Source organism: Hymenobacter bucti (assembly GCF_042681145.1).
Classification (GTDB): Bacteria; Bacteroidota; Bacteroidia; order Cytophagales; family Hymenobacteraceae; genus Hymenobacter; species Hymenobacter bucti.
In genome coordinates this window covers 47,827-70,803 of record NZ_JBHUFD010000006.1, presented here as the reverse complement: position 1 = coordinate 70,803, position 22,977 = coordinate 47,827, and the positions used below count along the sequence as shown (strand labels likewise).

Sequence of the window (22,977 nt, the reverse complement as noted above, 5' to 3'; positions counted from 1 at the left end):
TTGCTTCGCTGCGCTCGCAACGACAGGTGCCTACAACGACACCCCGCGCTTCCACGGAATAAAGTCCGTTTGGCCGTGGCGCACGGCGCTCACTTCCAGGCCGCTGGCTACTTGGATGACGTAGTCTAGGATGCGCTCGCCGGCTTGCTCGATGGTTTCTTCGCCGTCGATGATGGTGCCGGTGTTCAGGTCGATGATGTCGGGCATGCGCTGGGCCAGCTTGGTGTTCGTGCTGATTTTGATGACCGGCGCGATGGGGTTGCCGGTGGGCGTGCCGAGGCCGGTGGTGAAGAGCACCACGTTGGCACCCGAGCCCACTTCGGCGGTCGTGCTTTCCACGTCGTTACCGGGGGTGCAGAGCAGGTTCAGGCCGGGCTTAGTCACGAGCTCGGGGTAGTCGAGCACAGCCACCACCGGCGACGAGCCGCCCTTGCGGGCCGCGCCGGCCGACTTTATGGCGTCGGTAATGAGGCCGTCGCGGATGTTGCCAGGCGAGGGGTTCATGTCGAAGCCCGAGCCTACCGCAATGGCGCTGTCGCCGTATGACTTCATGAGCGAGGTGAAGCGCTGGGCCGTGGCGTGGTCCACCGAGCGGTTCACGATTTCCTGCTCCACGCCGCACAGCTCCGGAAACTCGGCCAGGATGACCGAGCCGCCTAGGGCCACCAGAATATCGGAGGTGTGGCCCACCGCGGGGTTGGCCGAGATTCCCGAAAAGCCGTCCGAGCCGCCGCACTCCAGCCCGATGCAGAGCTTGCTGAGCGGCGCCGGCTGGCGCTGCTGCTGGTTGGCCTGCATGAGGCCGGCGAAGGTTTGGCGCAGGGCGGTGCTCACGAGGGTTTCCTCGGTGCCCATGGTCTGCTGGTCCAGGATGAAAAGCGGCTTGCTGAAGTTGGGGTCGCGTAGCTTGATTTCGTCTTGCAGCATGGTGGACTGCGCGTTCTGGCAACCCAGGCTGAGCACGGTGGCGCCGGCCACGTTGGGGTGCGTGATGTAGCCGGCCAGCAGGCCGCACAGCGCCTGGGCATCTTGGCGGGTGCCGCCGCAGCCGCCCTCGTGGTTGAGGAAGCGGATGCCGTCCACGTTCGGGAACAGCTTGGGCTTCTGGTAGTCTACTTCGGCCGAGTGCAAGTCGGTAGCCAGGATTTCTTCTACCGATTTGCCGGCCTGCATCAGCTCGATGAGGGCCTGGGTCTGGGGCTGGTAGCTCTTGCGGCGGGCGTAGCCTAGGTCGTTCACCAAGGCTTCTTCGAGCACCTGAATGTTGCGGTTCTCGCAGAAAACTAGCGGGATAACCAGCCAGTAGTTGGCCGTGCCCACGCGCCCATCGGGGCGGTGGTAGCCCATGAAGGTGCGGCCCGCGAACTGGCTCACGTTGGGCTGGGCCCAGCCCTGCGGGTGCTGGCCTTCCTGGTACGAGTTAGTGGCGTGCTTGAGGTTGGACGTGGTGAGCAGGCCGCCTTGAGCCACGGGGGAGGCCATGCGGCCCACCAGCACGCCGTACATGGTCACCTCATCGCCCACGGCTAGGGCCTGCAGGGTGAGCTTGTGCTTGGCGGCAATTTTATCGGTCGTTGTCACGGTCACCCCGTCCCAGGTCACGGGCGTGCCGATGGGCAGGTCGGTGAGGGCGACCAGAACGTTGTCGGCGGGGTGGATTTTAGCAACCAGGTGCTTCATAAACAATTAATAATTAGCAATGAACAAAGAGCAATTGCACAGCAAAATAACAACTGAACGGCCTAAAAGATGGCAATTGCTCGGTCCTTTTGCCTTTGATGCCCGGCAGCGGCACTAGCCAGCGACGGCCGGCTTGGGGCTTTTGTTAAGCACCCCCGCCAGCGTGGCATCGGCGCCTTCCTGCTGCAGCTGGGCCACGTAGCGCGCTACGCTGTCGGCAAAGCCAGGCAACGCCGTGAGGTCGGTGCCCCAGAGGGCTTGGTTGCTCAGCGCGGCTTGCACTACCTCGCTGGCTGGCCGCTGCCAGAGGTCGGCGAAGTAGCCCGCTTGCTCATCCTGAATGAGATACTCCTGACCGTGGGCCTCGCCGTACCACTTGCCGCCCTCGGTGCGGGTGCTGCGCTCGAAGAGCAAATAGGCCGCGAAGCCCAGCGCCACGTACTGCGGCACGGCCTGGAAGCGCTCGTAGTAGTGCAGTAAATCGGGCACCACGCGCATGCGCAGCTTGGCCGAGTAGTTGAGGGTGATGGCCAGCCAGCGGTGTTCCACGGCGGGGTTGCGGAAGCGGTCGAGCACCTGCATGCCGAAGCGCTGGCCCACTTTTTCATCTACGGGGTAGGGGATGCCGGGTAGCAAATCGGCCAGCATCAGCTGGCGGACGTAGGTAGATAGGTGGTCGTCTTCCATACCCTCGCGCACGGTGGCCACGCCGCCGAGCACGGCCAGCCCGCAGGCCAGCGAGTGCGTGCCGTTGAGCAGGCGCATCTTCAGCTCGCGGAAGAGGTTGATGTCGGGTTGCACAATTACGCCGGGGTGCACCTGCTGAAAGCTCAGCACGTGCTGCACCCGCTCGTCGCCCTCAATGGCCCACAGTAGGTACACCTCCGACATGGTGAGCAGCTCGTCTTCGTAGCCCAATTCCTGGGTAAGGGTAGCGTAGGCTGCCGCCGCGGGCTTGCCCGGCACAATGCGGTCTACCAGCGAGTTGCAGATGGTATTGGCCGTGGCGAGCCAACTCATAAACTCGGGACCTAAGGCGGCACGCTCGGCCAGCGTTTCCAGAATGCCGCGCAGCTTGGTGCCGTTGTCGGGTATCAGCTCGGTGGGTACGATTACGAGGCCCTTGCTGGCGTCGCCGCCGAAGGCCTGGTAGCGGGTGTGCAGCACGGCCAGCAGCTTGCCCGGAAACGAGCGCGGCGGGGTGGCCCCTAGGTCCTCGTTTTCGTCGAGCACAATGCCGACCTCGGTGGTGTTCGAGAGCACCACCTCTAGGTCTGGGCTAGTGGCTACTTGCAGCACCTCAGCCCACTGGCTCTTGGCCGACAGCACGCGGCTGATGCTGGCGCACACCACGTCCTCGCTGATGGTTTGGCCGTCTTCCACGCCCCGCACGCACACGGTGTAGAGGTTGTCCTGGCGCTCGAAGGCCGCGGCGTCGCCGCCATCGGTGCTCTTGACCACCACCACGCGGCCGTTGAAAATGCCCTGGCGGTTGGCCTGGTCAATCAAAAAATCGGGTAGGCCGCGCAGCAGCACGCCCGTGCCGAATTGCAACACTTTTTCGGGCAGGCCGAACAGCGCCGGGGTGGGCAGCGCCACCGTGGATTTGGCCACGCCGGCCTGGGTAAGGAGTTGGGAAAGAACAGGCATGTTTTTGCAAAGATTTTAGAGCAACTACTGGAAAGCGTGTGGAGGCCTGCGCGCAGGCGCGGCGCCTAGGTCAGCTTCCGCTCAAATGAATAGAATAAGCTCCTCGGGCCCGTCATGGGCTCACCTGCTTGCGTTACTGGTTCCACTTCTGCTGCCACTTGGGGTACTCACGGGTCAGGAGTTTTTCGGGCCAGGTGGCGGCGTACACGTAGCCGACGCGGCGCTCGTTTTCGATGTCGGCCAGGCGGGCGTGCTTCACGCCATCGCGGCCCACGTAGATGGGCTGATTGGTACCGAGGTCGTAGAAGCGAGCCCAGAGCGTGCTGCCGGGTGAGGCCACCAGCACCCGGTCGTGGCCGGTGGGCTGCTTGGGGTCGGTGATGTCGGCCACGGCCATATTCGGGATTTTGGAAGCCTCAAACCAGGCCACGGCGGCCGCGATGGCGCGCCGCACCTCGGGGCTGGGCTGGTCGAGGCTCATCAAAAACTCGGTGATGCCCACCGACTCGTCGCCGCTCAGCGAGGCCAGCTCGAAGGCGCGGGCATTGCAGGGCAGTAGCGTCACGCGGTCGTGCTGGGCGCACCATACGGTGGGTTTGCCGTGCTGCACGTACTGCGTTTTCAGGATGCACTGCACGCCTAGGGCCACCGCGCGCTGGGCCGGCGCCACCAGGGCGGGGTCTACCAAGGCGAAGTCGTCTTTCTTGTCGGCCACCGCCTTCAGCACCTGCAAGGCGTGCACCATGGCGTTGTCGTTGTAGGTAATCTGGGCGCGGTAGAGGTTGGCGGCGGGGTAGTACTGCGGAAAGCCGCCGCTGGGCTGCTGCATCTTGAGCAGGTAGCGGATGCCGTTTTCGGCCCCTAGGCGGTAGGCGGGGTTCTGGGTAGTTTTGAAGGCACCGACCAGGTAGGTGATTTCGCGGGTGGTGGCGTTGTTGTCGATGGTGGCATCGGCGCGGCCGGCGTCGTGGCGGGCGGCTTGCAGGTCGGCCGGGCTCATGGGGCGCTTGTAGTCCACTTTTACCTCGTTCACGGCCTTGGGCCAGCCGCCCACGCTGCGCTGAAAGGCGAGCATCTTCTCGGCGGTGCTGTCCTGCGCCGCGGCTACCGCCAGCCTAGGGGCCAGCGCTAGCGAGGAGCTACGGCAAGCACCTAGGCTGGTGGTAGCCAGGCCCAGCGTAGCAGCGACGAGCAACGAATACTTCATGGGTAAAAGGAAAAGGGCCAGTTGGTAAGTGAGCGGCTGCCTGGGGCGAGCCGCTCATGCACGTAGTAGTTAGTAGCCGAAGTTTTGCTTGAGGGCGGGGTCGGTGTCGAGGGTCGTCTGCGGAATAGGCAGTAATTCCTTACCTAGGCCAGCTAGGTACTCGGCCGCCAGCCCCGTACCAGTGCTGTTGACGTTGGTAGTCGTGGTAGTGGTGCCCGTGGTCGTGCTGATGGGCACTACCGTGCCATTGGGCTGGAGGTTAGCCACGTAGGTACCGTCGACGGACTGGCGCCAGTTGACGCGGGTGGTGCCGGCCGGTAATGGCGTAGCGGGGGTGGTAGGCAGGAGCGAGGTCGGCGTGGGCTTGTAGAAGGAGCGCGTCCACTGCACCCGGCCGCTCACTACCCGGTAGAACTGGTAGAGGGGCACGTTCTGGTACGGGCTGAGGCCCTGGCGCAGCAGATTCAGGTTCGCCTTGGTTTCGCTGAGCTTGGAGGCCAGCAGGTTCCAGCGCAGTAGGTCGTACTTACGGATGCCTTCCGAACCAAACTCCAGCAGGCGCTCTCTCACGATGGCATCGAACATGTCGGTTTTGCTGCTGGTGTTCAGGTTGGTAGCAGCAAGGGTGGCGTTGCCTCCGTAGCCGCGGGTGCGCACTAGGAGCAGGGCGTTGCGGGCGGCCGTGGTAGGGCCGTTTAGCTCGTTGTCGGCTTCGGCAAACATCAGCAGCACGTCGGCAAAGCGGATGAGCGGCCAGTTGTAGCCTAGGTAGTTGTTGGTGCCGGGCAGGGCCGGGTTGTGCCAGTCGCGCCGAAACTTACCATCGTAAATTGTGCTCAGCGCCACGCCCGACTGGTTGTTGCTGTTAGTGGCAAACTGGTAGGGCGCCACCGTAATATCGCGGCGCACGTCGGTCGAGTCGAAGGCGTAGAAGTAGGTCGGCACCACCGTTACGCCGCCCTGGGTCGAGCCGTAGATGGGCGAGGTTTGCAGGCGCGGACCGTTGTAGTAGCCCAGCTTCGAGTCGCCGGTGGCCGTGGAGCCGGCCATGCCCACTTCAAAAATGATTTCGTTAGCAGCATCGCGGCGCTGCTCGTTCACCCCGCGCCAGAGGTCCGAAAAGCTCGGGTTCAGCGCGTGCTGGGTGGGCTGGTTCATCAGCTCCTGGCACTCCTGGCGGGCAATGCGGTAGTAGTCGAGGTAGTCGGTTTCGCGCGTCATCACGTTGCCTTGCAGCGAGTAGCCGCCGCGCTGCAGCGCGATGCGCGCCCGCAGGGCCTTCACGGCACCCTTGGTGATGCGCTCGTTGGCAATGCCCGCGCCGGTGCGGTAGGGCACCAGCTTCTCGGCCGTGGCCAGGTCGGCCACGAGGGTGGTCAGCGTCTGGTTGCGGTTGCTGTTGGGCAGGTTGAAGTTCTGGTCGTAGCTCGACGGGGCGAACTGCGCGGGCACGTCGCCCCAGTTGCGAATCAGCTCGTAGTAATACTGGGCCCGCAGGGTCAGGGCCTCGCCGTAGAGACGGTGCAGGGCAGCGGTGTCGGCGCCGGTGGTGTAGAGCGCCATCTGTGGGATGTACTTGATGCAGACGTTGGCGCGCTCCACACCCTGGTAGAGGTTGTTCCAGGGGTTGATAATCTCGGTGTTGCTGGCAAACGCCTTGTAGCGCGAGATGCCCCGGCGCCCCGTGTCGAAGGTGCCCGACGAGCTGATGAGCTCATCGGTATCGTAGGGGTAGTACATGCTGATGCGGGTACCGTAGGTGTTGTCGCCCGACAGCGGGTCGTAGGCGCCCAGCACCGCGCTGGTGGCCCCGCTCACCGTGCTGAAGGTGGCCTCGGTCGTGGTCAGGGCCGTGGGCTCGATGTCGAGGTAGCTTTTGCAGGAAGTGGCCAGCCCGGCCGCCCCGGCCAGCAGCACGGCCGCCGTGGCCTTCCGCGAAGTGAAATTAAAAACTTTCATAAGGCTAGGAACTAGCTAAAGTGCGGGTGGGAAGAGATTACAGCCCTAGGTTGATGCCAAACAGGAAGGCCTTGCTGCGGGGGTAGGCGGCGTAGTCGACGCCCGGCGTGAGCGGGGTGCTGCGGCGGGTATTCACCTCCGGGTCGTAGCCCGAGTACTTGGTGAAGGTGTACAGGTTGTTGAGGGTCACGTAGAAGCGCAGGGTCTGCACCTTGGCGCGGCTCAGCAGGCCCTTGGGCAGCGAGTAGCCCACCGTGATGTTGTTGATGCGCAGGAACGAGCCGTCTTCGATGGCGTAGGAGTGCAGCAGGTAGTTGCCGCGCACCGGGCTCCAGATGGTAGCGTTGGCGTTTACCTGGTTGAAGGTGTTGGCATCGGTGATGAGCACGCCGTTGTTGTCGGTGTAGCGCACGCGGTTGTTCATCTCGCTCAGCAGGTTGGCGTAGGAGGTGTTGGCCGTGCTGGTCGTAAACTCAATCTTGTTGGCGTTGTAGATGTCGTTGCCCAATACGAAGTTCAGGAATACGCTGGCGTCGAAGCCTTTGTAAGTAAACTGCTGATTCAGGCCGCCCACCACTTTGGGGTTCGAGTTGCCGATGACCGTTTTGTCGGCTTCCGTAATCTGGCCGTCGCCGTTCACGTCGCGCAGCTTGAGGGTGCCCAGGGCCACGGCGGTGCCCGTAACGGCGGCGTTGCTGGCCACACCATCGGCGAGCACGCCGGTGCGGGTGGTGTAGTTATACGACTTGAAATCGTTGGTCGTGTAGAAGCCGTCCGTGACGTAGCCGTACATCATGCCCACCGGCTGGCCCACGCGGGCCACGTAGTCGGGGCCCGACAGCGCCGTGCCCGCCCAGCCCGACTGAATGCTCGGAATCTCCGAAAGCCCGCCTAGGTCCGTGATTTTGTTGCGGTTGAACGAGGCGTTGGCTGAGGCCGACCAGGTGAAGTTTTCGGTCTGTAATACCGTGCCGCTCAGTTGCAGCTCCAGGCCCTTGTTCGAGGTCGAGCCGATGTTGCGGAACTGCGAGGTGTAGCCCGAGAAGCCCGGCAGCGGCTGCGCAATCAGCAGGTCGTTGGTGGTGTTGTAGTACACGTCGGCCGTGAACTGCACGCGGTTGTTGAACAAGCCCATGTCCACGCCCACGTTGCGGGTCGTCGTCACTTCCCACTTCAGGGTGGGGTTGGCCAGCGTGGTGAGGGCCGTGGCGGGCGTCGTTACGTGGTTGAGGGCGTAGTTGACGTTGCCGGCCTGGTAGAGCTGCTTGGTCAGGAAGTCGGGGATGCGGTTGTTGCCGGCCTGGCCGTAGCTCAGGCGCAGTTTCAGGTCCGATACCTTGGTGAGGTACTCCTTGAAGAAGTCCTCCTGCGAGATGCGCCACGCGGCCGACACGCCGGGGAATACGCCGCGCCGGGTAGCGCCGGGCTCAAACTTCGACGAGTAGTCGAGGCGGGCCGAGGCCGACAGCAAGTACTTGCCATCGTAGTCGTAGCTCAGGCGGGTGAAGCCCGAAACCAGGCCATAATCAACCGGGATGCCGGTGCTCGGCAGCACTGGCTGGGCCACCGTGCCCACCGGCAGCACTGCCTGGTTGATGTTGGCCAGGGCGCGCTCGGCGGTGATGTCCGACGGCAGGAAGTTCGTTTGGATGAAGGTCTGGGTAGTGCGCTGGCGGTAGGTTTCCTCGCCCAGCAGAGCCGTGAAGGAGTGCTTGCCCTTCTTGAGCGAGTAGTCCAGCACGTTCGAGTTGTTGAGGGTCGTCGTGGTGCCGGTGGTGAGGGTCACGAAGGGCAGGTTCTGGTAGCCGCCCGCCGCCTGCCGAATGGTCGGCGAGTACAGTCCGTTGAAGGTGCTCAGGTCAGAATACGTGAGGTCGAAGCCGCCCGTGGAGCGGAAAACCAGCGACGGCAGGATGTTGAACGACGCCGTGGCGCCCATGTTAAACGTGCGGCGCTTGTCCGAGCGGTACTCGTTGTTGATGGCCAGCACCGGGTTCACCAGCGAGGAGTTGGCGAAAAAATCGGGGTCGAAGTTGGCTGTCGGGTCGGCGCCCGCCGCGCCGGTCGGCAGGTTGAAAGGAATGTACTGCACCGTGTTGCGCAGGCGCGAAGTCACACTGGAGCCGGTGTTCACCGTCTGGCCGTTGCTGGAGGTACCTAGGGCCGCGCCGGTGCCGGCGCCGAGGTTCTGCTGGTCGTTGAAACGGGCATTGAAGCCCAGGCGAAACTTGTCGCTGGCCTTGGTATCGATGCGGAAGTTGACCAGGTTGCGCACGTAGCCCGAGCCTATCTGAATACCGTCCTCATTGTTGCGGGTCAAACTCAGGTTGAAGGTCGTGGCCTTGGTGCCGCCGCTCACTGATACGTTGTGCGTCTGCTGAAACGCGCTGCGGCCAAACACCTGGTCCTGCCAGTCCTGGTTGGGTAGGTTGCGCAGGTTGTTGAGGGTATCGCCGTTGAAGTTGAGCGAGCCAAACACCTGTTTAAACGTGCTGGTGCCGCCCGACAGGCCGGCGCCCGTGCCCGTGAGCTGCGCCCGCTCGTACTCCCAGTTCAGGTAGTCGGCCGGGCCCATTACGCCGAGCTTTTTGGTAATCTTGCGGAAGCCGCCAAAGCCGTTGTACGATACCGAGGTGCGGCCCTCACGGCCGCCCTTAGTGGTGATGATAACCACGCCATTAGCGCCGCGCGCGCCGTAGATGGCGGTCGAGGAAGCGTCCTTCAGTACGTCGACCGAAGCAATGTCCTGCGGCGCGATAACCGACAGCGCGTTCTCAATCTGAATGCCGTCCACGATGTAGAGCGGCGAGTTGTCCTGGGTAATCGAGCCGCCGCCGCGGACTTTCACTTGCACGTTATTGTTGCCGGGCGTGCCTTCCGAAGAGGTCAGTTGCACGCCCGCCAGGCGGCCCGTCAGGGCCTCAGCGGCCGAGTTGACGGGGATATCCTTAATCTGCTGGGCATTAACTGACGAGATGGCGCTGGTCACGTCGCCGCGCCGAACTTCTTGGTAACCAATAACTACTACGTCGTCGAGCGACTGCACATCTGATACCAGCGTAACGTTGATGGCCGTTTTGTCGCCCACGGCGACCTCCTGGCTCACAAAACCCACGAAGCTGAAGCGCAGCGTGGCCGCTTTATTATCAGCCGGCACATTGATGGTGTAGCCGCCGTCTACGCTGGTGGAGGCGCCGTTGGTAGTGCCTTTCAGCAAGACCGTCACGCCCGGCAGCGTCTCGCCATCCGACCCTTTCACGATGCCACTCACCGCGCGGGTTTGGGCCAGGGCCGCGCCAACGCTGGCGCAGAGCACGAGCCAGAGCAGTAGAAAATGTCTTTTCATAAGAGCAGCAGAAGGAAAATGGGTGGGAGTTGAATTAAGTGGAGCGCGCGAGGGGCTGCGAGCCGGCGGCAACGGCCGGCAAGCCTAGGGGCCAGGGGTGGGCGGGCTGCTAGCCGCCGGTCAGGCAAGGATTTTTTAAACTTTAGCAGGATAAAATGCCCGGTATAAGCCAAGCAAAGCCCTGTATAGTCTCGAAGTTTAGCGAATGATGGCCGCCCAATGAAGACCCGGACCGTTTTTATTTGCGCAAACGTTGTCGGTAACGTTCCCAAACCCCCCAGAACGGGCCGGGCAAAGCCCGCACGGCTAGCGCCATCGATTTAAGTGATACCTTTAGTCGCTGGCCCTAGGCGGGGTTTTTAACTCAGAAGTTGTATTTTAATCATATTTTAGCTTGGAAGCCGCCACTCTCAAAGACATTGCCCGCGAACTGAATATCTCGGTCTCGACCGTGTCGCGGGCCCTGCGCGACAGCTATGAGATAAATGCCGAAACCAAGCGGGTGGTGATGGAGTGCGCTGCCCGCTTGCACTACCGCCCCAACCCTATTGCGCTCAGCCTGAAGGGCAGCAGCAGCAAGGCCATCGCGGTCATCGTGCCCCAGATTGCCAATTATTACTTTTCGCAGGCTATCAATGGCATTGAGGACGTGGCTCAGCGCCGGGGCTACGACGTGCTCATCTTCCAAACCCACGAAACCTACGCCCGCGAAATCGCCAACCTGCGCCAGGCCCTGGCCCGCCGCGTCGATGGCGTGCTCATCTCGCTCAGCAGCGAAACCTCCGACGTGACGCACTTGCAGGAATTGCAGCAGCAGGGCACGCCCATCGTGCAGTTCGACCGGGTGTCGGCCGAAGTAAACACGCCCCGCGTGGTGGCCGACAATTTTGGGGGCGCCTTCGCCGCCACCGAGCACCTCATCAAAACCGGGCGGCGGCGCATTGCGCACCTCACCATTCAGCCCTGGCTCAGCATCACGCAGGAGCGCCTGGCCGGCTACCGCGCCGCGCTAGAGCAAAACGGCCTGCCCTACGACGAAAGCCTGGTGCGCTTCGGCACTTTCGGCCCCGACGAGGTAGGGCCGCTGGTGGATGAGCTGCTGGCCCTGCAGCCCCGGCCCGATGCCTTCTTCACGGCCAGCGACCGGCTGGCCCTAGGGTGCCTAGCCGCGTTGCGCCAGCGCCGCATCCACATCCCCGACGAGGTGTCGCTCATCGGCTTCACCAACCTCAACGTGGCCGATTTGCTGTCGCCTTCGATGAGCACCGTGGTACAGCCGGCCCTGGAAATCGGCCAGGCCGCCGCCGAGCGCTTGCTCGACCTCATCGAGCGCAAGCAGCGCCCAGCGCTGCCCATCACGACGACTACCATCCCGACTACGATGCAGCTACGCGAGTCGACGCAGCTGCCAGTAGTGGCCTAGGATGGGAGTTTATAACGTTTTCTAAGCGTTGGTTCAAGAAACGTGACAAGCGCGGCAAGCTGTGACACTAGCAGATAACCGATGAGAATTTGCTACTCCTACCCTCTACTTGACGCCTCTTCTTTCACCCTTGGCGGCTACTACCTGCACCTGTACGAGCTGCTGCACCACAAACTGCCCTTTATTGTGCCCCAAGTGCCCGTAGCCAGTAACTTTTTCGTCCTCGTAACGACCAATAGCATCCACGACTAAATACTGATTCATGTAATTGTTACGCACCGTATTAAACTGGGCTTGAAAGGGCGCTATTACCTGTTCTGACAGGGTCAGTTCCACTGGCAAGAAGTTCTCACAGTGCTTACCCATGGCATTGAAAGACCAGTATTCATCCAACCCGCTGTAGCTACCCCGAACATAGACCAACTGGTTCCGAAGGGCCAGGAGTTGGCAAAAAGGAACGGGGCTCATTCCCTGATAAGGTAATGCAGACGGTAAGGGGCGCCTCGCAACAGCCGGCGTCAGCAGTTGTTGGCAACCGGCTAAAACCACGAGTAAAAACGTGGCTACTAGCTCAATTTTAGGGATAGAGGAAGCGGTACCGCGCATTGATAAGACTTTTCATAGTTGAGTGTGTCAGAGCGAATGTATGATTTTCCAGGAAAAGCCACTTAACATAACAAGTCTTACCAGACACGACTTGGAATAAGTGCGGTTTTAGCTTACTCAACCAGTATGAAGGCAGTAGCATTTTAGCAAGTTACATACTCTCTACATCCTACTTATGAATCGTTCGACGCGGCTCTTCTTACTGTCCGTTGTAGTGCTTACCAGCTGCCATCATTCTGGTGAGCAGGCCCTCTATTATCTACCTAATCACTTCACTGGTAACGCTATTGTCGTTTTCAATCAACCAGATGGAACACCTATAGAATACAGCGAAGGGAGGCGAGTCTATCGCGTTCCGCCAAATGGTATTCTCAAATCACAGTTTACACCTAACCCTGGCTTGCATGTTCCGGATGAATACTGGTACATCGATGTCCACCATAATCCGCTAAAAACACTACGGTTTATAGACAGGATTTCAGACGCTGATAAGCTGTCAAGCGACACTATTTGTTGTGGCGTAGCACCTGTCACCGATAGCAATACGCCTCGAACGCACTACCTAACGCTTGTAGTCAGCCCCCTGCGAACAGTAGATTCTATTTATGAACTACAGATTGCTGCTATTTCCAAAGTATCTGATGAGCTAAAGGGTAAGAAATGAAGCATAAAAGGTTTTTACATGTTGGAAACGACCGTTTACAACACGTAAAATATTCTGTTTAGCTTTTTGCTGACCGCCGGTTCAGTCTGTTGATAGCAGGGGGCGCGGCACCCACGGAGCCGCGCCCCCGAATATGCGCCCTAGGGTATAGCGCTTGGCCTCCTTGGCCGTGAGCTGGTGCGACCACCGGGCGCGGGCCGCTGGGTTAGCGCCGGGGCCAGTGGACTGGTACTCGGCGTAGTAGGTCGTTTTTTCGTTGGCCGCGTCGCGCCAGTTGTCCCAGCCCAGGGGCAAAATGTGCGAGCCTAGGTCGCAGTGCAGGTATACGGTTTTGGAATGGGGGCGCCAGGGCCGCCCTAGGTACACTTTGTGCGCCGCCGAGTCGGCGGTGAGGCGGCAGTTGAGAAACACGAAGCCGTAGGCCTGCCGCTCGGTGGTGGCCGCAGCAAGCGCAATGTAGGAATTGCGCTTGCTGCGGATTTCACAATTCTCAAATACGGCCGTGGCGGTACCGAAAATGAAATCCGTGGTGCCCTCTATGTAGCAGTCCTGGTAGTACTGCCGGCTGTTTTCGACGGCCGGATACAGCGTGTCCTGGTTGCCCAGCATGCGGCAGTGGCGGAAGGTGGCGCGGTCGCCCTCCACGTGCAGCGCCACGGCCTGGCCCACCGGCCCGGCCGAGTTTTCGAAGGTGATGTTCTCGGCCGTGAAGTCGTTGGCCTGCACCAGCACCGTGTGCGAGGTGTAGGTGACGTGCCCGGCCGCATCGCCGGTGTGGTCGCCACCCGTAATAATGGTGCCCGCCGCGCTCTCGCCCACCAGCCGCACGTGGGTTTTGTGCGACGGCACCACGATTTTCTCGCGGTAGGTGCCGTTTTTAATCTGAATGGTGACCGTGACTTGCGACAAGTCACGCGAGGCGTTCACCGCCTCCTGAATGGTGCGGTAGTCGCCCGAGCCGTCCGGCGCCACGCGTATCAGCCGCACCTGGGGCGGCGGGGCCGGGCGGGCGGCATGCCATCGGCGGGTTTGGGTGGGGTAGGGGTAGCTTGGCCTAGGGTGGCAAAAGGCAGCAGCAGAGTAGCCGCCCCGAGTAAGTAGTTCATGCGGGACCTAGGGTTGGGGTTGGTCAGGATTCCAGTCGCGCAGCACCTTGGCGCGGGTGTAGTGCTCGGCCTCGGCGGCCGTGAGTTGGTGCGACCACGCTACCCGGCTCTTGGGCGCGGCGCCGGGGCCAGTAGACTGGTACTCGGCGTAGTAGGCCGTTTGCTTGTTGGTTTCCTTGCCCCACTCATCCCAGCCCTCGGGTTTGATGAGGGCGCCCAGCTCGCAGCCCAGGTACACTACCTTGGCGTAGGGCCGCCAGGGCCGACCTAGGAAAAACGAGCCCTTGGGCGCGTCACCCGTGATGCGGCAGTGCCGGAATACGTAGCCGTAGCGCGCCGTGTCGGGCGTGGAAGCGGCCGTGACGAAGCCGCCGCGCTTGCAGAAAATGGTGCAGTCCTCGAACCACGCCGTGCCCGCGCCGAAGATAAAATCGACCGTGCCCTCGATGTAGCAGTCCTTGTAATACTGCCGGCTGCCCGGCCCGAAAGTGTAAAGCGTATCCTGAAAACCCAGCAAACGGCAGTTCTTGAACTTGGCGCGGTCGCCGGCCACCCACACGGCCACGGCCTGCCCCACCGGCCCGGCCGAGTTTTGAAACGTCAGGTTTTCAGCCGAAAAATCGGTGCCGTAGATGTAGATGCTCGATGAGCCCGAGGTGCCTACCTCCTCGCCAAAGCGGTTTTTCTTCTGGTTGTAGTCGTCGTAGGTCAGGATGGTTTTATCCCGGTCTTCGCCCACCAGGCGTACCAGCTGCTTGCTGCCGGCCAGCACCAGCTTCTCTTTGTAGGTGCCTTTTTTGATGAAAATGGTCGTTTCCTTCTTCCGCAAATCAGGCACCGCGTTGATGGCCTCCTGCACCGTGCGGAAGTCGCCCGACCCATCCTGCGCCACCGTGAAAGTGCCGACGGGGCCAGCCGGCGCGGCGGCCTGGGCTGGCGCAAGGCCGGCGAGAAGTAGCAGCCAGCTCAGCGCTAGCCGTAGATTGCTTATTTTCATGACTTTTCTATTGATTATAACTAATTCACGGTCGTCATGCTCATCTGGCGTATTCCAGGGCTACGGCGCCACGCGCCACCAATCCACGTCGGCGTAGCCAGCCGTGGTGGCCGGGCCGGGGCTGAGGCAGAACACGCCCATTTTGGCGCCGACCCATTTGCCTTCGCGGGCCGGAAACTCGGCACCTAGGGGCGTAAACTGTCGCCCATCGAGGCTGTAGCTGAACTGGCACTTGGCCCCCGGCCGCACCGCCACCCGCAGGTACAGCGGCTGACCGGCGGGCACCGCCACGGGAGCGGAAGCCGTTTCGGTCCCGCCCTTGTCGGCTTTCAGGCAAACGGTTTGCGCCAGCTCTAGCTTGCCGCCGCGGTAGGTGGCGGCCAGGTAGGCGTAGTCCATGCCCATCATCACCAGGCCAGCTTTTTCGCCCTCGGCTTTGGGCGCAAAGCTGAGCTTGGTGGTGGCGGTGAACGACTCAGCGGGTAGCTTTTGCAGCAGCAGGCTGGGCTGTTGCCAGAAGTTCTGGTAGTCAGTGGGGCGGGGCGCAGCGGCCAGGCGCACGCTGCCCGACGCGGCCGTGAGCGAATACCAGGCTGGCTGGGGATTGGCCTGCCATTGCCACTGCAAGCCTAGGGTTTTGGCCGCAAACTCATCGGAAGTCGCGGGCGTGGCCAGGGCTGCTTTGCCCGGCACGGCGGGCTTGCGATAGGTGTGCACCGGCTCGCCGGTGCCGTCGCCGTCGGGGTCGAGGCCGATGACGGGCCAGTCGTTTTGCCAGCTCATGGGCTGCAAATGCACCACCCGGCCGTAGGCTTCCTGGTCCTGAAAGTGCAAAAACCAGTCTTGCTTGCCGTCGGGCGTATCGACCCACGCGCCTTGGTGCGGGCCGTTGGTTTTCGACTTGCCCTGGGCCATTACAATCTTGTCTTCGTAAGGCCCGAACACATTTTTTGAGCGCAACGCCACCTGCCAGCCGGTGGGCACGCCGCCGCCCGGCGCGAATATGTAGTAGTAGCCGTGGCGCTTGTAAAACTTCGGCCCCTCGATGGTCGGGTGGTTCTGGTGCCCATCAAAAACCAGCTTGTCCTCACCCAGCAAACTCAACCCGTCGGGCGCCATTTCGCTGACGTGGATGACGCTCTTGATGCCCGCCCGGCTGCCCGCAAAGGCGTGCACGAGGTAGGCGCGGCCGTCCTCATCCCAGAGCGGGCAGGGGTCAATCCAGCCCTTGGCTTGCTTCACGCACACGGGCGTTGACCACGGGCCAGCCGGGTTTTTAGTCTTCACCACAAAGATACCTAGGTCGGGGTCAGGGTAGTAGAGGTAAAACTCGCCCTTATGAAAGCGCAGTGCGGGCGCCCACACACCATTGCCGGGCTGCGGCTGGTCGTAGCGGGCGCGGGGTAGCTGCACGGGCAGCGCGGTGCCAATTATCGTCCAGTTTACCAGGTCTTTGGAGTGCAGAATCTGCAAGCCTGGCACCGAGCTGAAGCTTGACGAAGTGAGGTAGTAGTCGTTGCCCACCCGCACCACATCGGGGTCGGAGTAATCGGCGTAGAGCACCGGGTTTTTGTACATCCCGTTCCCTAGGTCGGGTACCCAGACCTGGGACAGGCCGGAAACAGTCGGGCTCTGCGCCCTGGCCACGAAAGCCAGGGTGCAGAGCCCGAAAAGTGTCAACAACGAAGTATTAGCAATGCGCGGCATGGCAAGGGGTAGGGTGGAAAAGCGAGGCCGATGAGCCCGCGCTTCCCCAGGCCCTACCGGGCCCCGGAGCCGCGCGGAGCTTACCAGAAAGTAATGTAAAGCGTCGTGATAATAGCCAGCACGATAGCCGAGCCAATGGCAAAGCTGCGGTTGGGGCGGAACATGCTCGAGTCGATTTCGAGGCCCTTGGGGCTGGCTTGGCCCTTGCCCTGGATGAGGCTGATGAGCACCATGCCCACGATGCAGAACACGAACACGAAGCCCATGCGGTCGAGGAACGGAATCTCGTAGATGTTCGAGCCCTCAGGCTTCACGGCGAAGCCGAGCGGCGCCAGGAACGAGAGGTCCATAACACCGGGCAGGAACTTGAGCACAATTGAGAACAGGAAGCCGCCGATGGTGGCGAAAAGCGCGGCGCCCGACGTGGTTTTCTTCCAGAAGAAGCCTAAGATGAACATGGCAAAAATGCCCGGCGACACGAAGCCCGTGTATTCTTGGATGAACTGGAAGCCACCCTTCTTATCGATACCTAGGTGCGGTGCGATGAGGATACCGAGCAGCATGGCCACGACCACCGAGATTTTGCCCACGGCCACCATCTTCTTCTCCGAAGCGTTCACGTTCAGTACCTTCTTGTACACGTCGAGCGTGAAGATGGTCGCAATCGAGTTGGCTTTGCCGGCCAACGAGGCTACCACGGCGGCGGTGAGGGCCGCAAACGACAGGCCTTTCAAGCCCACGGGCAAGATGTTGAGCAGCACCGGGTAAGCGCGGTCGGGGTTGAGGTCGGCACCCGAGCCAAATTCAGTGGCACCAAACACGTTTTCCTTGTATAGCACGTAGGCCGCGATGCCGGGCAGCACCACGATTACGGGCATCAGCATTTTCAAAAACGCCGCGAAGAGCAAGCCACCGCGGGCGGTGGGCAGGTCGGCGCCGAGGGCGCGCTGCGTGATGTACTGGTTGCAACCCCAGTAGTTGAGATTCACAATCCAGAGGCCGCCGAGTAGCACCGTCAGGCCGGGCAGGTCGATGTAGTTGGGGTCGTCCTTCTTCACAATCATATGGAAGTGATTGTTGGCCTCGCCCATCAGGATGTTAAAGCCGTTGACGACGCCCGTGGTGCCGAAGTGCTCCGATACGAGGTTGAGGGCCAGGTAGGTAGTAGCCAGGCCGCCCAGGATGAGGAAGAACACCTGAATAACGTCGGTGAAGCCGATAACCTTCATGCCGCCCAGCGTGATGATGACGGCGGCAATGGCCAGCGCGTACATGCAAAACGTCAGGTTGAGGCCCGAGACGCTGCTCACGGCAATGGCCCCTAGGTACAGAATCGAGGTCAGGTTCACGACTATGTACAGCGCCAGCCAGAAAATAGCCATAATCATGGCCACCGTGCCGTTGTAGCGCTGGTGCAGGAACTGCGGCATAGTGAAGATTTTATTCTTCAGATATACCGGGATGAAGAACGTGGCCACGATGATGAGCGTGACCGACGCCATCCACTCGTAGGCCGAAATGGCGAGGCCGATTTTAAAGCCCGAGCCGGCCATGCCCACAAACTGTTCGGCCGAGATGTTGGAGGCGATGAGCGACGAGCCGATGGCCCACCACGTCAAGGACCCCTCGGCGAGGAAGTAGTCTTTCGAATCGCCTTCGGCCGTGCCGTCGTGGCCGGTTTTGCGGTTGTAAATCCAGATGCCGTAGCCGGCTACTATCAAAAAGTAGACGAAAAAGACGACGTAGTCGAGGGTAGCGAGCTTGTTCAAGGTGGGAAACTAAAAGGCTTGGAATGGCAGGTTTGACAGCGAAAGTAGCGCTGCGCCGCAGTCCGGCCACCTATCGGCAGGTTTTATTTTGCCAGTAGCCAGCGGCCCAAGTCCTTGCCAGCCTGAAAATTTTCATATACGGCCGGTATTTTGCGGCCGTCGGTGTACTCGTTGTACAGCCACGGGTCGCCGAGCACGAAGACTTTGCCCTTGCCTAGGGTCGCCGTCGCCATAATGACTTGACCCGCGGCATTGCTCACCAGCGGCCGGGCGGGCGCTTGTAAGCTCAACACCGCTAATTCTTTGACGTACGCCGTTTTGGCCTGCGCAAATACTGGTTTGCCGCCGGTAAGGTCCACGCGGCCCTGCTCGAACTGGCTGCCCTGCACCATGTTGATGCTCTTATCGGTGAACTGCACCCCGAAATTGCGGGCCAGCTCATTGAAGTGGCGAATTTCGCAGTTAGCCGTGTCGTTGGCCAGCAGCACCAAGGAGCCCCCGGCTTTTACCCAGTCGGTAATGGCCTTGCTGTCGGCCGGCTGCACGTAGTGCGGGCTCGGCGATTCCTTTTTGGAATCAGGGTCCACGATGATGTAGACATTCAGGCCTTTGAGCGACGCCGCGGTGGGGGCGCCGGGCACGGCCACCGTTTTGGCGCCCAGCTCGCGCAACTGGTTGCCCCACAGCCAGAAGCCGCCGTGCGTGCGTTCTTCCCAGGTGTAGTGCCACTGCTCAGGCTGGCCCGTGAAGGCATTCTTGCGCAGCTCGTGGTTGAAGTAATAATCCAATCCCACGGTTTGGCCCTGGCCCACGGCGTTCTCCGCCGTAATCTCCATTTCTACGCTCGCCAGGATGAACGGCCCTACGCCTTTGAGGTCGTTTTTGCGCAGCGGCTCGCTGAGATAGTACTCGTAGGTGCCATCGCGGTAGGGCGAGCCCCCTAGGCCGCCCACGCTCACGGTGCCGTTTAGAGCCAGCGCGCCGTTCTCAGTTGCCACGAAGCTCTTCACCAAGCCGTCGTAGCCCTTCTTGGCTACGGCCGCGTATTTCTTATCGAGGTACCCTAGGCGGGCGCCTTTGGCCAGGGCGTACACAAACATGCTGGAGCCCGAGGCTTCGGCGTAGTTGCCCTTGCGGCCTTCCTGGCCCATTACGAGGCTCCAAGTGCCGGTTTTGGCATCCTGGTGCTTGGCCAGCGCGGGGGCCAGGCGCTGAATATCTTTGATGAGCTCGGCGCGGTGCGGGTTGCCGGCGGGCAGGTAGTCGAGCACGTCCACGAGCGCCATGGCGTACCAGCCGATGCCGCGGTCCCAGAAATGGGGCGACTGGCCGGTGGTTTTGTTGGCCCACTTTTGCTCGCGGCTCTCATCGTAGCCGTGGTAGAGCAGGCCGGTTTTGGGGTCCACGAGGTTTTTCTCAATCAGCGCGAACTGCTGGGCCACGTCATCGAGGCCTTTGCTGTCGTTGGTGAGGGCGCTGTACTCGGCGTAGAAGGGCTCGGCCATGTAGAGGCCATCGAGCCACATCTGGTTGGTGTAGCGCTGCTTGTGCCAAAACCCGCCGGCCTTGGTGCGCGGCTGCCCATCGAGCTGCTTGCGCAGCGTGGCGGCGGCCAAGCGGTACTTCTCCTGCTCAGGCACCGAGGTCTGGGCCAGCAGCAGCACGGTGTGGCCCACGGCCAGGTTGTCGAGGTTGTACTCGTCCATCTTGTACGTGCGGATGCTGCCGTCCGTATTCACAAACTGGTCGATGTTCTTCTTGATATACGTGAAGTACCGAGGGTCGCCGGTGCGCTGCCACACGCGTTCCAGCGCCCGGTCCATCAGGCCCTGCTCGTAGTCCCAGCGGGCCGTTTTGCGGTCGCCCACCACGATGGAGTCGGGCTGCCGGGTCATAAACGCATCGGCCATGCGCTGCGACATAGGCGGCGTTTGGGCCTGGGCGAGCAGGGGAGTGGCGAGGGCGGCGGTGAGCAGGAGGGTGGGAAAGTTCATGGATTGATAGTTCTTCAAAGTCGTCTGTCCTTGCGAGCGCAGCGAAGCAATCGCATCAGAACGAGCCGTTTGGGTACGATTGCTTCGCTGCGCTCGCAAGGACAGGCTTAGTTGAGTAGTCGGAGCAGCTACCGCGTAGCTACAACTACCGTCTTCTTACTTACTTTCTGCCCCAGCTCCACATCCTTCTTCGCCAGCTTGGTATTGGTATTCGTGAGGCGGATGTCCTGGCTGCGGTCGCCGGTCACGCGTAGCAGCAGGTCGGCGCCGCTGGCGTAGCGTAGGTTGTCGAAGCTGATGTTTTTGCTGTTCTGGACTTCGAGCACCGGCTTGGTTTCGGTCGAGAGTAGGGTCACGTTTTTAAGGCGAATGTTCTCAGCTTCCTGGCACAGCATACCCTTTTTGCTTTCCAGGGTGATGTTTTCGAGGCTAATGTCTTTGATGCTCATTTCGGGCAGGCCGCGTACCAGGATGCCCGTTTCGGCGCCCTTGCACACCACGTTCTTGATGTAGAAGCCCCGGAACTGCGGCGTGCCTTCGCCCAGCGGCTGCGCCGCAATGACCGGCGGCTCGCTCGACTCGCCGGCCAGTGGCACGGGGTCTTTGGCCGCGTAGTACATATCAAACAGGATGGCCTGCCCGGCAATGTCCGTCATGGCCACGCCATCGACGTAGATGTTCTCGACCACGCCGCCGCGGCCGCGGGCCGTTTTGAAGCGCAGGCCCACGTCGGTACCTAGGAAGGAGCAGTCGCTCACGAACAGGTTGCGGGCGCCACCCGACATTTCGGAGCCAATCACGAAGCCGCCGTGGGCGTGGTACACCTTGCAGCCCCGAAACACAAAGTTTTCGGTGGGCACGCCGCGCTTGCGGCCCTCGGCGTCGCGGCCGCTCTTGATGCAGATGCCGTCGTCGCCCACGTCGAAGGTGCAGTTTTCGACCAAGCCGTTGCGGCACGACTCGAGGTCGAGCGCATCGGTGTTCTGGCCGTACCAGGGGTTTTTGGCCGTCACGCGGCGCAGCGTGATGTCCTCGCACAGCAGCGGGTGGATGGTCCAGGCTGGCGAGTTTTGGATGGTGAAGTCTTCAAGCAAAATCTGCTTGCAGCGCGTGAGGCTGAGCATGTTGGGCCGCAAAAAGTCCCGAATGTCGTCGAAGTCGCCGAGGTTCATGCTCTTGCGCGGGGTGCCGGCGGCGGCCAGCTGGTTGCCTTTGAAAGAGGCGGCCGAGGGGTACCAGTAGTCCTTCTTATCGTTGAGTACGCCGCCCGAGGCCACCAGCTTTTTCCACTCCGTCTCGTTGAGTTTGCTCTTCTTAACGGGCCGCCAGGCGTCGCCGTTGCCATCCAGCGTACCGCGGCCAGTGATGGCAATATTCTGTAAATCAACGCCTGAGATGGGCGCCTGGCTGCGAACGGCATCTTCGCCCTCCCAGGTAGTTTTCACCAATGGGTACTTGCTACGGTCGGCCGTGAACTGCACCAGCGCGCCGTTGGCGAGGTGCAGGTTCACGTTGTTTTGGAGCACGATGGGGCCCGTGAGCCACAGCCCGGCCGGCACCAGCACCGTGCCGCCGCCCTTGGTGGCGCAGGCCGTAATGGCTTTCTGAAACGCCTCCGTATTCAGGGTTTGGCCATCGGCCACGGCCCCGTACTGGCGCAGGCTGAAGGTGTCCTTCCTGAACTGCGCTTGCCGCACGGCGGGCAGCTCGGCGGCAGTGGTGGGTAGGGCAGCAGGGGTAGGAGCCACGGGACGAGCAGCGGCGAGCGCCAGCAAGGCACCCGGAACAAGCAGCAAGTGCTTCATAAACGACGAGAAACGGCCTGGCCTCGTAAAAAGCCAGCGCGGTGGGGTGGGAGCAGCGCAAAGTAAAACAATTCCGGGCCGGACTAGTAAGCTCAGCCGGAAGTTGACCGAGGAATACTAGCGGGCGGCCGACGGCGGTGCAAGCCCGGAGGCTTATTTATTTGCGGCATCGTTGCCGGTAACGTTATCGGTGGCCCTTGCCAGCCGGGGGCAAGGCCCCGAAGCCACGACAAAGCCCGCCCGCCAAACCGGACCCAGGGTGATTGAAAACGCAAAAAGTAGCACGATACAAAGACAGCTACCCGCCGCCGGGCTCCCGCCAGCCCGGAAAAGTAAGGCTGGCTGCTACCGGGCAAGCAGGAACCAAAGCCGGCCCTAGGTTGCCTACCGGCGAGGTAAAGCGGAACGAGGACACAACTACTTTTGCCTCGGCCCTTTACTCATCTACGTCATAGAAAAAATGATTACGCTACTGGCTACCTCAGCCGGCACCCTACCGGCTGCGGCGTAGACTACCCCGCCGACTCGGCGCTGGTGCGCTATTGGGGGGGGCATTTTGCTCAGCCGCGAGCGGGCTGCTACGGCCCCTAGGTAGGGTTTGCGAGGGCTACCGGCCCAGCAAGGTGGCGTGCAGCCTGGTCTTAGCTTCGGCCAGGGTGCGGTGCTGGCTGGCCGTAATGGGGTGGTCAGCGCTGGCCATCGCATTGCTGGAAGACGTGTTCACGGTGATTTGGCCAATCACGCTTTCGGGCACCACGAAACTCACGTGCCGAATGCCGAGCTGATAGGCCCGCAGGTTCCAGTCGGCGGCCAGCCACTGCTGGTCGGCGGTGCGGATGGCGCTGTGGCCGCGGGTGTCGGCGAGCCACCCTAGGGGCTGCGTGCGCTGGGCTTCGGCCCGATACAGCTCCAGGCCCCGGTTCATGAGTTCGCGAAATTGCTCGCTGTTGGCGAAGCCGTACCAGGCCACCATCAGGCACGGCACTTCGGGAGCGAGCAGCAGGGCCCCGTAGGGCTGGGCATGTAAAATGGTGTCGGCCACGGAAAAAAGCGCCAGGAAACGG

General features: G+C 61.6%; 16 protein-coding genes. 2 read left to right on the top strand and 14 right to left on the bottom strand.

What is annotated here, in order from left to right; all coding sequences use genetic code 11:
* Positions 1-30: 30 nt before the first annotated feature.
* The 5 genes from ACFSDX_RS16775 to ACFSDX_RS16755 form a co-directional block, all read right to left on the bottom strand.
* Positions 31-1,680 (bottom strand): UxaA family hydrolase, encoded by a 1,650-nt coding sequence (locus ACFSDX_RS16775; RefSeq protein WP_382315591.1) that lies wholly within the window; start codon positions 1,678-1,680, stop codon positions 31-33.
* A 114-nt stretch (positions 1,681-1,794) separates the two neighbouring features.
* The gene (locus tag ACFSDX_RS16770) at positions 1,795-3,330 is read right to left on the bottom strand and encodes a tagaturonate reductase (protein ID WP_382315589.1); all 1,536 of its coding nucleotides are present in this window, start codon (positions 3,328-3,330) and stop codon (positions 1,795-1,797) included.
* Positions 3,331-3,463: 133 nt separating this feature from the next.
* Positions 3,464-4,537 (bottom strand): pectate lyase, encoded by a 1,074-nt coding sequence (pelA, locus tag ACFSDX_RS16765; protein ID WP_382315587.1) that lies wholly within the window; start codon positions 4,535-4,537, stop codon positions 3,464-3,466.
* Positions 4,538-4,606: 69 nt separating this feature from the next.
* Positions 4,607-6,496: a RagB/SusD family nutrient uptake outer membrane protein gene (locus tag ACFSDX_RS16760; protein WP_382315585.1), complete on the bottom strand. Its 1,890-nt coding sequence runs from the start codon at positions 6,494-6,496 to the stop codon at positions 4,607-4,609.
* A 37-nt stretch (positions 6,497-6,533) separates the two neighbouring features.
* Positions 6,534-9,842, bottom strand: coding sequence for a SusC/RagA family TonB-linked outer membrane protein (locus ACFSDX_RS16755; protein ID WP_382315583.1), 3,309 nt, complete (start codon positions 9,840-9,842; stop codon positions 6,534-6,536).
* A 394-nt stretch (positions 9,843-10,236) separates the two neighbouring features.
* On the opposite strand from ACFSDX_RS16755, the gene ACFSDX_RS16750 reads away from it, so the two are divergent.
* Complete coding sequence (locus tag ACFSDX_RS16750) at positions 10,237-11,265, top strand: LacI family DNA-binding transcriptional regulator (protein WP_382315582.1); 1,029 nt, start codon at positions 10,237-10,239, stop codon at positions 11,263-11,265.
* Between the two features lie 105 nt (positions 11,266-11,370).
* Here ACFSDX_RS16750 and ACFSDX_RS16745 read toward each other — a convergent pair whose 3' ends face one another.
* A complete protein-coding gene (locus ACFSDX_RS16745; protein ID WP_382315580.1) occupies positions 11,371-11,871 on the bottom strand; it encodes a hypothetical protein in 501 nt (166 codons plus the stop codon).
* A gap of 175 nt (positions 11,872-12,046) precedes the next feature.
* Here ACFSDX_RS16745 and ACFSDX_RS16740 point away from each other — a divergent pair, with 175 nt between their 5' ends.
* Positions 12,047-12,535, top strand: coding sequence for a DUF6843 domain-containing protein (locus ACFSDX_RS16740; protein WP_382315578.1), 489 nt, complete (start codon positions 12,047-12,049; stop codon positions 12,533-12,535).
* 81 nt (positions 12,536-12,616) lie between these two features.
* On the opposite strand, the gene ACFSDX_RS16735 is transcribed toward ACFSDX_RS16740, so the two are convergent.
* The 8 genes from ACFSDX_RS16735 to ACFSDX_RS16700 form a co-directional block, all read right to left on the bottom strand.
* Positions 12,617-13,522, bottom strand: coding sequence for a pectinesterase family protein (locus ACFSDX_RS16735; protein ID WP_382315577.1), 906 nt, complete (start codon positions 13,520-13,522; stop codon positions 12,617-12,619).
* Positions 13,513-13,641: a hypothetical protein gene (locus ACFSDX_RS16730; protein WP_382315575.1), complete on the bottom strand. Its 129-nt coding sequence runs from the start codon at positions 13,639-13,641 to the stop codon at positions 13,513-13,515. Before ACFSDX_RS16730 ends, ACFSDX_RS16735 begins: the two co-directional genes overlap by 10 nt.
* Positions 13,642-13,648: 7 nt before the next feature.
* A complete protein-coding gene (locus ACFSDX_RS16725; protein WP_382315573.1) occupies positions 13,649-14,638 on the bottom strand; it encodes a pectinesterase family protein in 990 nt (329 codons plus the stop codon).
* Positions 14,639-14,698: 60 nt separating this feature from the next.
* On the bottom strand, positions 14,699-16,345 hold the full coding sequence (locus ACFSDX_RS16720; protein ID WP_382315572.1) for a glycoside hydrolase family 43 protein: 1,647 nt from the start codon (positions 16,343-16,345) through the stop codon (positions 14,699-14,701).
* 80 nt (positions 16,346-16,425) lie between these two features.
* The gene (locus tag ACFSDX_RS16715) at positions 16,426-18,114 is read right to left on the bottom strand and encodes a sodium/sugar symporter (RefSeq protein ID WP_382315571.1); all 1,689 of its coding nucleotides are present in this window, start codon (positions 18,112-18,114) and stop codon (positions 16,426-16,428) included.
* An 83-nt stretch (positions 18,115-18,197) separates the two neighbouring features.
* The gene (locus ACFSDX_RS16710; protein ID WP_382315569.1) at positions 18,198-20,108 is read right to left on the bottom strand and encodes a glycoside hydrolase family 88 protein; all 1,911 of its coding nucleotides are present in this window, start codon (positions 20,106-20,108) and stop codon (positions 18,198-18,200) included.
* Between the two features lie 128 nt (positions 20,109-20,236).
* On the bottom strand, positions 20,237-21,913 hold the full coding sequence (locus tag ACFSDX_RS16705; RefSeq protein ID WP_382315567.1) for a glycoside hydrolase family 28 protein: 1,677 nt from the start codon (positions 21,911-21,913) through the stop codon (positions 20,237-20,239).
* Positions 21,914-22,520: 607 nt separating this feature from the next.
* Positions 22,521-22,955, bottom strand: a complete 435-nt coding sequence (locus tag ACFSDX_RS16700; RefSeq protein WP_382315566.1) for a hypothetical protein — start codon at positions 22,953-22,955, stop codon at positions 22,521-22,523.
* Positions 22,956-22,977: the final 22 nt, after the last annotated feature.